This window comes from Enhygromyxa salina, assembly GCF_002994635.1.
GTDB lineage: Bacteria > Myxococcota_A > Polyangia > Nannocystales > Nannocystaceae > Plesiocystis > Plesiocystis salina_B.
In genome coordinates, this window is record NZ_PVNL01000023.1 from 1 (window position 1) to 9,994 (window position 9,994).

A 9,994-nucleotide genomic window follows, 5' to 3' on the forward strand; every position below is an offset into this window, starting at 1 on the left:
TCGCCGTCGCCGTCGCCATCCCCGTCGCCGTCTCCATCCCCGTCTCCGTCTCCCGCGCCACCCTCGGTCTCGCAGGTGTCGATCTCGTCACACGAACCATCGACCGATGGATCGGTGCATCCGCCCAGACACAGTACCGAGACCCAGGCAAGCGACAACCGCGGATGCTTGTTCATCACGAGGCCACAGTAGTTTTCTCGATCCGCTCCGGTCAAGTGATCCGGTCGACATCGGCGGGTGCGAGACGATCCTCGACTATGATCAGATCGGCTCGGGCGTACCGTCGAGGATCCACGCCAGGTTGAAGCGGTGGAATTCGATCCCCCGGTGCCCCCCACCCCCGGCCTCGATCCGCTCGACCAGCGCGCCCACGTGATAGTCCGCGGTCTTGGTCATGCTCGAGTAGCCGCCGAGGTTCTGGTCGCAGGTCTGCTGGGCAGTGAGCGTATCGTGGAGCTGGCGGCTGATCGGCCAGGTATCGCCGTCGTCATAGCTGAGCCGCACCCGCATCTTACAGCGCGCGACCGTCGAGGCCGGGTTGAGGAAGACGATCCGGTGCGGCGAGGATCCGGTGTAGCGGATCGCCGAGCCCTCGACCCGCGGATCGTAGAGGGTGTCGTGGGCGGCGAATGCCGCGAAGCCGTCTTCGATGGTCCCCCGCGACAGCCAGCGCCGCTTGGCCGTGTTCCACACGGGGCCCACGGCCCGATCATTGCGCAGTAGATCGCCGTCGGAGAGCTCGACGACCGTGCCTTCGCTGGTTCCGCCGGGGATCGGCTCGTAGTCCCAGGTCACGCCATGGTTGTCGCTGTAGATGTTGCGCTCGATCGCGGGGACGACCAGGCGCCCGGTGTTGGTGCCGACGCTCAGCTGAATCCCCACGCCGGGACCGACGGCGTCCCAGGCCGTGCCCGCGGGCTGCACGGTCGAACTCATATCCACGGGCGTCGACCAGTTCGCGCCCTCGTCGTCGCTGTACGCGAGCATGACCGGGCGATCTCCCACGCCGACCGCGGTGGTCGGCGCGCCCGTGCAGGGGTTGGTCCCGGTCGCCTGACTCTTGTCGGCGGCGTTCCACGACATGAACAAGAACACCCGCCCGGTGTCTTCGTCGACCACGGCCGTGGGGTTGCCCCAGGTCCCCGCGCCCGCGCCGACGACCTCGTCGAGGTCGGTCCAGCTCTGGCCGTGATTGAAGGAGCGCTTGTAGACCAGGTTGATGTTGCCGTAGTCCGCCGCCGAGCATTGCCGACCCTCGGCGAAGGCGATCAGCGTGCCGTCGGTGGTCCGCACGATCGAGGGGATCCGGAAGCTGTGGTAGCTGATGTTGTAGGCGTCGGTGTCCGGGTTGAACAGCAGCATGTCGCTGTGGTTCTGGGCGCGCAGTTGGACCGTGGGGTCGTGCAGCGACTCGTCCTGCGCCTCGCGTTCGGTGTCGCAGGCGGCCAGCGCCAGGCACAGGCCTGCACCGCACAGCGCTCGCGGCATACACAGGAGTTGTGGACGACAGGGGTACGGAAAGAGATCGTGAGCGCTTCGCATGAAGCCCGAGTGTAGGCTCCGAGCTGGCGCGTCGCACCGGCTCGGCGAGAGGGTAGGATCCATATCAGTGGCGATCGGACTCTCGCTCGTGCAATCCCCGTGATCGCTGTTGTCAGCGGCCGCCTCAGGGTGAGCCGCGCGAACGGACTCGCCGTGGGGTTGGTCGCTCCGCTCACGCGCGCGCGCCTTGAATGGCGTCCGAACCCCGGTTAGTTCAGCACGCGAAACCGGTGGCTCCGGAGCACGGCCGAGCGCGCCGTGACACAGCGCCGCCGACGTCACACAACTCCCGGTCCCCGGGAGTCTCCTTTTCGACTCTCGACCCAACGAGCAAATTCATGCGTACCCACGTCCATCTCGCCTCCCTCATCGCGCTGTGCCTGACCCCTTCGATGCTGCTCGGCTGCGCCGATCTGCACGATGACGCCGACGGCGAATTTGCCATCGAGCGCGACTACCCCGTCCTGCCCGAGGAAGGCAGCTCGCTCGCCTACGGCATGCTCCGCGTCGTCAACGAGCTCGACTTCGAAGCGCTCGACATCGACGTTCCCCTCGACAAGCGCGCCGCGACCAGCATCATCGAGTATCGCGCTGGTGACGACGAGCTTCTCGGCACCCCCGACGATCGCTTCATCCCCGACCTCGAGACGCTCGACTCGCTCTACTGGATGGGCGAGGCCAGCCTGTGGAGGATCCAGAACTACGCGACCCTCCACGACTACACCCCCGATCCGCTGCCCGCACTCAGCTGTGAGCCCGAGCTCGAGGACGCCATCGCGGCGTGCCTGCGCTACACCGAGAACGCGGCCACGCCGGTCCCCGCCCAGCTCCAGGGCCAGATCGGCTGGGCCCCGTTCAAGGCCGACCTGCTGCCGAGTTGCCTCGCCGCGAGCGACATCGACTACCCCTCGACGGCGTTCTTCGCCGACGCCGGCGCAGTCGCCTACCTCGATCCCATGCTCGGCTACCAGAGCCTGCTGTGCGAGCTCGAGTCCGAGCCGGTCTGCGCGCTCGGGGTCGCCGGGGTCGCCGCGCGCAGCCAGCCCGAGTGCGACGCGTTCTTCTCCGTCGCGCCGAGCCTGAGCGAGCTCGCCGTCGATCCGGCCGTCGTCGCCGACTGGGACGCCCAGATCGCCGCGCTCGAGGGCGCCTGCAACGGCGAGTGCGACTACTGGATCCGCGTCTACACGTTCGAGCCGGGCATGGCCCCGACGCTGCTCGGCGACGTGATGGACGACGTCGTGCCAAACTCGCCGCTGCAGTTCGGTCAGTACGGCGGGCAGGGGCTCAGCCGCGAGCCCAGCGACACGATCCCGAGCATGGCCGCCGGCGCCCAAGCGCTGCTCACCGACGTGATCGCCGACCTCGGCCTCACCGGCGAGTCGTACGACGTGGGCCAGGCTGCGGACGAGATCCCGTGCCCGAACTGCCACCAGTTCCTCGATAGCTTCGTGCTGCTGATGCGCGACGCCGGCGTGGTGATCGTGCTCGACCGCGAGATCTTCTGGGATTCCTGATCCGGCACCGCCGGCATACTGCTCCTGCCGCGTCGACGACGGCAGGAGCAGCTCCAGATGTGCCTGCCGTCGTGAATTTCAAACTGATTGGTGCGCTAGCACGAGCGGCCTTGACCCTGACGCGACGTCAGGCGCTACGCTGATCTCGTGACCTCGACACACTACCGGATCGGCGCGCTGGCCCAACTGGCCGGCGTCACCGTGCGCGCGCTGCATCACTACGACCAGGTCGGCCTGTTGGTGCCGTCGGGCCGCAGCGCTCGCAATTACCGGCTCTACACCCGCGACGATCTGTTGCGGCTACAGCAGATTCTGCTCGGGCGCGAGCTCGGGATGTCACTGGAAGACATCCGCGCCATGCTCGACGACCCCGGCTTCGATCACCGCCGGGCACTGCTCGAGCAGCGCAGGCAGCTCGAGGCCCGAGTCGAAGATACCAAGCGCATGATCAACGCCATCGACGCCGCATTGGGCCAGTTGACCACACCAGGAGACATCGACATGAACCCAGAGAACCTCTTTGATGGATTCGACCCCAAGCCATTCGAAGCCGAAGCCAAGGCCCGCTGGGGCGACACGACCGAATACGCCGAAGCTGCACGTCGCACGAAGCGGTACGACAAGGCTGCGTGGCAGCAGATCCACGCCGAAGAAGCGGCGATCGTCAGCGGCCTGGCGGCGCTCGCCAGCGCGGGTACACCTCCCGAGTCAGCGGCCGCACGCGAGCTCGCCGAGCGGCACCGGCTCCACATCGATCGTTGGTACTACCCATGCAGCCACACCATGCACACCCGCCTGGCCGAGCTGTACACTGCGGACGCTCGCTTCGCCGCGCACTTTGACAAGCACGGCGAGGGCGTCGCCACCTACGTCGTCGCGGCAATTCAACACAACGCCGCGCAGCCCTGAGCTTCGCCCTCTCACTGAGATGGCTGAACCCGAGCCCAGCCCGCGCTGACAATACCCAGCGCGCGCCCGGCTCGGGGCCGACCTCCCCGGCGCAGGCTCACAGATTGTCGTCGAGCCAGTCGTAGACCCGCTGCGTCAAGATCCCCGACGCGCCAGGCTGGACATGGAACTGCGCGGCCTCCTCCGCGGTGAACATGATGTAGTCCTTCGGCGCCGTGATCGCCTCGTAGAGCGCCAGCGATTGACCGTAGGGCTCCGCCTCGGCGTCGATCACCAGCGTCCGGGCGGTGATCTCTTGCTCGAGGCCGTCGAGGCGATACTGGGCGAGGTCCGCCATCAGCTCCGAGGGCTTGGTCTGCCCGTTGTGCCACATGGCGTCGACGATGCCCCAGGCGACGAAGTCGCTGACCTCCATGATCGCCGCGATCGTGGCATCGAAGGCCGCAGGGTCGCTCTCGAGCAGGCCCGAGAGGTTGGGGTCGATCTGGTCGAGCTGGCCCAAGATCACCGCGTACCAGTCGATCACGCCGGGGTTGGCGACGAGCGCCGCGAGCCTCGTTTCGAACGCCGCAGCCCGCGGGCCGAAATAGCCACCCATGCTGACGGCGAACAAGCCGATCCGGTCCGGGTCGACCTCGGGCCGCGCGACCAAGTAATCGACGACCGGAGTGATCACATTCTCCCAGTCATGCCGAAACGGCAGACCCTGGCGACGAATGGTCTTGCCCATTCCGGGACCGTCGAATAGCAGGACGTTATAGCCGCGAGCGAGGCCCTCGTCGGCGACGAACTTGCCGTCCTCGGCCCAGCCGTCCTTACCTTCATGGAAGATGAGCGTCGGCGCCGGCTCGCCACCGCCGGCAACACACAAGTAGCCGAGCAAGGTGGTGTCCTCGTAGGGAATGTCGACCGCTTCGCAGGGCGAGCCCGAGAGCGCGAGGTACTTGGCGAACGCCAGCACTTCGCGGTCGGCGAGCTCGGCCACGCCAGGATCGAAGGGATCGGGGTGACGGTGCAGGGAGGCCCGGTAGTAGGTCGTGGCGCGCAGATAGGCCTGGCTGGCCGAGCGCTCGTGCCCATCCGCCTCGCTCGCCGCGGCCAGCTGCTCGAGCCGCTCGGCGGTCTTGATCCACTCGGTATTCCAGCTCCACGGATCGCCGTCCTCGACCCGCGAGATGGTCTCGAGGACCTCGGCGACGTCCGCCGAGCGATGCCAGGCCTGGCCGAGATAGTGGAGCGCGACCTCGTTGAGGACCGGATCCGCGAGTCCGAACTCCCACCACGCGGTCGGCTCGCAGGCCTCGCCCTCGTCTTCACCAGTGTCTGTGTCGGCGGCCGTGTCGGTGCTGGTCTCGCCCTCGCCATCGTCGGCTCCCGGGCCTACGCAGGCGCCGCTCGCCAGCGCCAGCCCCAAGATCCCGGCGATGGTGTGGGCTTGGACGAGGTCGTGACGCGATCGCGCGGCTTGTGAAAGATGCTTTCGTTGCATGGAGGCCCAAACACCGGCTGTGCAGACTCGTGTCACCGCGGCGACGAGAAACCCGACGCCCGCGGAGGCTGCGCGAGCGCCTGAACGAACCGTCGGGCGCCCGCGGACCTGTGGCCCGAGACACTACAAGACATCGACCGTGAAGGTCGACGAGTCCTCGAGCATGCCGAGCACGAAGCGATCCTCATCGCTGTCGCAGGCGCCCGTGCAGGTCAAGAACACGTAGAGCGACTCGTTGTTGGAGGCCTGCATGAACGCCGCCCCCTGCCAATACTGGGCAGTGGCCGCGGGAATGCCCCACTGCGCCGCCAAGGTCGTGGTCGGAGCCTGGGCGTTGGTCGGCAAGGGACAGTCGACGGTCACTTGCTGGACGAACTCGAGCAGGCTCGCGTCGTGCTCCTCATAGAAGTCGATGAAGAACTCGTTGTCGTACACCATCTGGGCGTAGACGCCGTTGTCGCTGTCGGGCGTGGCGTTGACGAGGGTCAGCCGCGAGTGGTCGGCGGGGACGTCAATATCGTCGACGTGCGAGTCGACGTTTACCCAGACGTTGGGGTGACCCATGTACACGCCCATCGCCGCGACGGTGTACTTCTTGCCGGCCTCGAACTCATAGCCGATCAGGTTCGAGAGCACGTCGTCATTGAGGTTGGTGGCCGAGACGTCGTGGGCCCCAACGGGGAACGGCTGGTAGTCGGCCGATTGAGTGAAGGACAGCTCGGCCCCGTCGAGGTCGTCGATCTTGAAGCGCGTGGGCTCCTCGCCGCCATCCGAGAGGTTGACGAAGCGAATCTGCGCCTCTGCAGCCTGAGTGCAGCCCGCCTCCGTCGGACTGACGTCCATGCACATCGAGCCCGGGCCGACCTCGGCCTCACAGCTGACGGTGAAGTGGGCGATGCAGTCGTCCTCCGGGACGTACTGGCAGATCTCGAGGGCGCCATCGGGGCCACAGTGGGACTCGGCCTCGGTGCAGAACGCCTCTGAGCCGGGGCAGATGCCGTCGCCATCGCCGTCGCCATCGCCATCGCCGGGGTCCCCGTCGCCGTCACCCGTGTCGCCGTCGCCGTCGCCGTCGCCAGGGTCGCCGTCACCTGTATCGCCATCGCCAGTGTCGGTGGTCTCGGTCGTGCCATCGCCATCGGCCGGCAATTCTTCGATGACGCACCCACCCGCGAGCAGGGCGAGCAGTCCAGTGCAAGGAAAGAGGAGGTGGAGAGGAGCAGCGTCGTTCTTCATCACCCACTGAGTGATGGCGACTCCGCGAACGATTGAGGCCACTCAGAAAAAATTGTTCGGCTCGGCGCGGACCGCGGAAAAGCGTGAATCCACGCGCGAACACGTCATGAGCCCTTGGCTGCCACCATGAAGCAAGTCGTCGCGGCCGCCCCGATCTCGGGCTGCGAAATGTCCACGAACCCCGCCCGCTGAACCTCGGCCGCGAGGGTCTGCTTGGAGATGACCGCGGCCCTCGGGGCCTTGCCCAGCCATCGCATGACCGTCAAGAGCGGCCTGTAGGGTACCCACGTCTCGCCCAAGCAGGCGGTCGAGGAGATGAAGAAGCCGCCGGGCTTCAACAATCGATAGATCTGGTCGAGGGCGGCGGTGCGGTCCTCGACCAGGTGCAGCAAGCTGTAGGCACAGATTCCGTCGAGACTCTCCGGCTCGAATGCGGTCCAGCTCGGGTCGAACGGACTCACTTGAAAGCTGACGTTGTCGACGCCCTGGGTGCGTGCCTTGTCGTTGGCGATGCGCACCATCTCGGTGGAGATGTCGAGACCGTAGATCTGCGCCGCAAAGGGAGCGAGGCGCAGGGCGAGCGAGCCCGTCCCACAGCCAATGTCGAGCACGACGTCGCCGGGTCGCATTCGGGCCTTCGTGATCTCGATCTTTCGGTCGAAGGCGCTGGGGTTCTCGACTGGCTTGCGCGCGTAGGTCTCGGCCAGGTTGTTCCAAAATGCGACGTCGGTGCCCATGTGCAAGACAGCCTAGGCTGCGCGCTGCATGCGTGCACGGTGCGTTTTCGGGTCAGCCGGGTGCACTGGTAGACCACCCGGTCCCGCAAAACAGGGGCTCGAGGCGCTCGAGCGCGTCAGCCACTCGACGGCGGGTCGCTCGGACCCGGGCGTTGTCTCGCAGATCCGGGTGGCACAGGAGCCACATGTCGGCGACGTGGCGCAGGTCGGGATGCTCGAGGCGCTGCAGGGCAGCGTCGCTGTCGCCGACGTAGGTCGGCAACATGACGAGACCCAGACCCTCGCGGGCAGCCTGCACCAACAGCTCCAGGGACGAGAAGGTGCCCCATGGGGGAGGCTGCGGATAGCTCGACTCGGCGATCAGCCGCTGGTGGATGCTGCGCTCGTCGGAGGTGAGCCAGCGGGCCTCGCTCCCCCCCCGCCCCGGATCCAGTCGCGGCAGGTGTGCCCGGGCCACATAGTTGGCGATGGTGATGGGCACGAGCTTCTGGCCGATCAGGCACTCCGGCGGCTGCCCGCCGATCGCCAGGATCCGAACGGCGATGTCGGCCTCGCGCTTGGACAGGTCGAAGGGGCGGCTGTCCGTGTTGAATGCCAGCTCGATGCCTGGATAGTCGCGGCAGAAGTCTTTGAGCGCTCGGATCAACAACTCGGACACGAAGGTGTCGCAACACGTCAGCGCCACGGATCCAGCCAGCCGCTCATCCTGGCCCACCACGCCTCGCTCGAGCGCCGCCATCTCCTGCTCGATGCGCGTGGCGCCTGCCAGCATCTGCTGACCGGCGTCCGTGAGGGTGTAGCCGTCGCGGCTGCGATCGAACAGCCGCGCCGACAGCTGCTCCTCGAGCGTCTCGATTCGGCGCGAGACCGTGGAGTGGCTGACGCCCAGCGATGCCCCCGCGGCACGGATCGAGCCGAGTCGGGCGAGCGCGAGAAAGTAGCGGACGTCGTTCCAGTCCATGGTGGGTCGTGAGGTGAGGTGATGTGAGGCGTCGGCTTCGGGCGGCGCTGGTGGACCATAGCATCGAGCGCTCACCTTCCGCGCGCGAGCGCAGCGAAGTTCTCACGCACGTGACCAACCCAAGCCCGGACCGCCGACCGCAACAAGCCGCCAGCGGAGTGCGTGATCCAGATCGGCACCGACGGCGGCGCGACACCGGGCAGGACCTCGACGAGGGTGCCCGCTTCGATGTCCCGACCACCTCGGCAGCAATCATGCTACTTCGGGTCTCCCTCAGGTTGGTAAACACCACGCTGGGGTAGACCTTGGGCGGCTCGTGTCCACCCGCTCAGCGGCGGTGGGCGAGCTGGGCACCCGGCCACACGTCCGGGCGACTGCGCTGGTACTGCGGGGGATAGTCAATCGTCACGCCGAAGTGCTCAGCGGCATGCCAGACCCAGCGTGGATCATCGAGAAACCCGCGGGCGATCGCCACCAGATCCGCCTGCCCAGAGGAGACGATCGCCTCGGCCTGCTCGGGCGTGGCGATCATCCCGGAGACACGCGTCGGGACCGCCGCTGCGGCACGAATCTGCCCGGCATGGGGCGCGAGAAAGGCCGGGCCCGACGGGATCTTGGCCGGAACGACGGAGCCAGAGGTCACGCAGACGTAGCTGCTGCCGATCGCCCGCAGCTGTGACGCGAACGCGATGGCGTCGTCGAGGTCGGCCCCACCGTCGACCCAGTCGGTCGCGCTCAGCCGCACGCCCATGGCCACGCTCGCTGGCAGTCGATCGTGCACCGCCTCGGCGAGCTGCAGTGGAAACCGCTGGCGGCCGGCACGTGAGCCCCCGTAGGCGTCACTGCGCGTGTTCGCCAGCGGCGAGAGGAACTGGTGACCGAGGTAGCCGTTGCCGAAGTGGAGCTCGATCACGTCAAACCCAAGCCGCACGGCCCGGTCTGTCGCCTCGACGAAGGCCTCGACGAGGTCCGCCATGTCACGCTCCGAGAGCGCTCGGGGGGTCGGCCAGCCATCCGCGAACGGGCGGTCGGAGGGCCCGACGGTCGACCACCCCTGCTGCTCCGCGGTGAGCGGCGCATTGCCTTGCCATGGCAGGGTGACCGATGCCTTGCGACCTGCGTGGGCGAGCTGAATGCCGAACCGGGTGCCCGACGGCGCGACCTTGCGGGCCGCGCGAAGGACCCGCTCGAGGCGTGTCTCTTGCGAGTCTCGATACAGACCGAGGCAGCCGTGGGTGATTCGACCGATCGGCTCGACAGCGGTGGCCTCGACCATGATCAGGCCGGCCCCGGAGATCGCTAGCTGCATCAAGTGTTGCAAGTGCCAGTCGGTCACCGCGCCATCATCGGCGCTGTATTGGCACATGGGTGAGACGACGATTCGATTCGGCAGGGTCACCGACGCGAGCTCGAAGGGAGTGAAGAGTGTGGGTTTCATGCTGAGATTCTCGAGTTGGTAGAGCTGGTAGAATTGAGATGACTTCCAGAAGCCCAGGGGACACGCAGGGCGAAGTCCTCCCGCAGGGGAGGGGCCCCGATGACGGCTCCGCCGGCATTGGGGAGGGGCTGTGAAGCCCCTCATCAAAATCTAGAGCTGGTCCCC

General features: G+C 67.1%; 8 protein-coding genes. 2 read left to right on the top strand and 6 right to left on the bottom strand.

All coding sequences use genetic code 11. From position 1 onward, the window contains the following. Positions 1 to 261: 261 nt before the first annotated feature. Positions 262 to 1,488, bottom strand: a complete 1,227-nt coding sequence (locus tag ENSA7_RS04365) for a sialidase family protein (protein ID WP_106087930.1) — start codon at positions 1,486 to 1,488, stop codon at positions 262 to 264. 392 nt (positions 1,489 to 1,880) lie between these two features. Between ENSA7_RS04365 and ENSA7_RS04370 the strand changes: the two genes are divergently transcribed. Next, entirely contained in the window at positions 1,881 to 3,059 is a 1,179-nt protein-coding gene (locus ENSA7_RS04370; protein ID WP_106087931.1) for a hypothetical protein, read from the top strand. Positions 3,060 to 3,206: 147 nt separating this feature from the next. Continuing rightward, positions 3,207 to 3,968 carry a MerR family transcriptional regulator gene (locus tag ENSA7_RS04375; protein ID WP_106087932.1) on the top strand — a complete coding sequence of 254 codons (762 nt, stop codon included), beginning with the start codon at positions 3,207 to 3,209 and terminating at the stop codon, positions 3,966 to 3,968. Between the two features lie 97 nt (positions 3,969 to 4,065). Here the strand turns inward: ENSA7_RS04375 and ENSA7_RS04380 are convergent, their stop codons facing one another. The 5 genes from ENSA7_RS04380 to ENSA7_RS04400 all read right to left on the bottom strand — a co-directional run bounded on the left by ENSA7_RS04380 (position 4,066) and on the right by ENSA7_RS04400 (position 9,829). Then, the gene (locus tag ENSA7_RS04380) at positions 4,066 to 5,457 is read right to left on the bottom strand and encodes an alpha/beta hydrolase family protein (protein WP_106087933.1); all 1,392 of its coding nucleotides are present in this window, start codon (positions 5,455 to 5,457) and stop codon (positions 4,066 to 4,068) included. Positions 5,458 to 5,580: 123 nt separating this feature from the next. Next, the gene (locus tag ENSA7_RS04385; protein WP_106087934.1) at positions 5,581 to 6,693 is read right to left on the bottom strand and encodes a DUF4397 domain-containing protein; all 1,113 of its coding nucleotides are present in this window, start codon (positions 6,691 to 6,693) and stop codon (positions 5,581 to 5,583) included. 104 nt (positions 6,694 to 6,797) lie between these two features. Continuing rightward, positions 6,798 to 7,430: a class I SAM-dependent methyltransferase gene (locus tag ENSA7_RS04390; protein WP_106087935.1), complete on the bottom strand. Its 633-nt coding sequence runs from the start codon at positions 7,428 to 7,430 to the stop codon at positions 6,798 to 6,800. Positions 7,431 to 7,482: 52 nt separating this feature from the next. Beyond that, on the bottom strand, positions 7,483 to 8,391 hold the full coding sequence (locus ENSA7_RS04395) for a LysR family transcriptional regulator (protein ID WP_106087936.1): 909 nt from the start codon (positions 8,389 to 8,391) through the stop codon (positions 7,483 to 7,485). 328 nt (positions 8,392 to 8,719) lie between these two features. Then, positions 8,720 to 9,829, bottom strand: a complete 1,110-nt coding sequence (locus ENSA7_RS04400) for an NADH:flavin oxidoreductase/NADH oxidase (protein ID WP_106087937.1) — start codon at positions 9,827 to 9,829, stop codon at positions 8,720 to 8,722. Between the last annotated feature and the right edge of the window lie 165 nt (positions 9,830 to 9,994).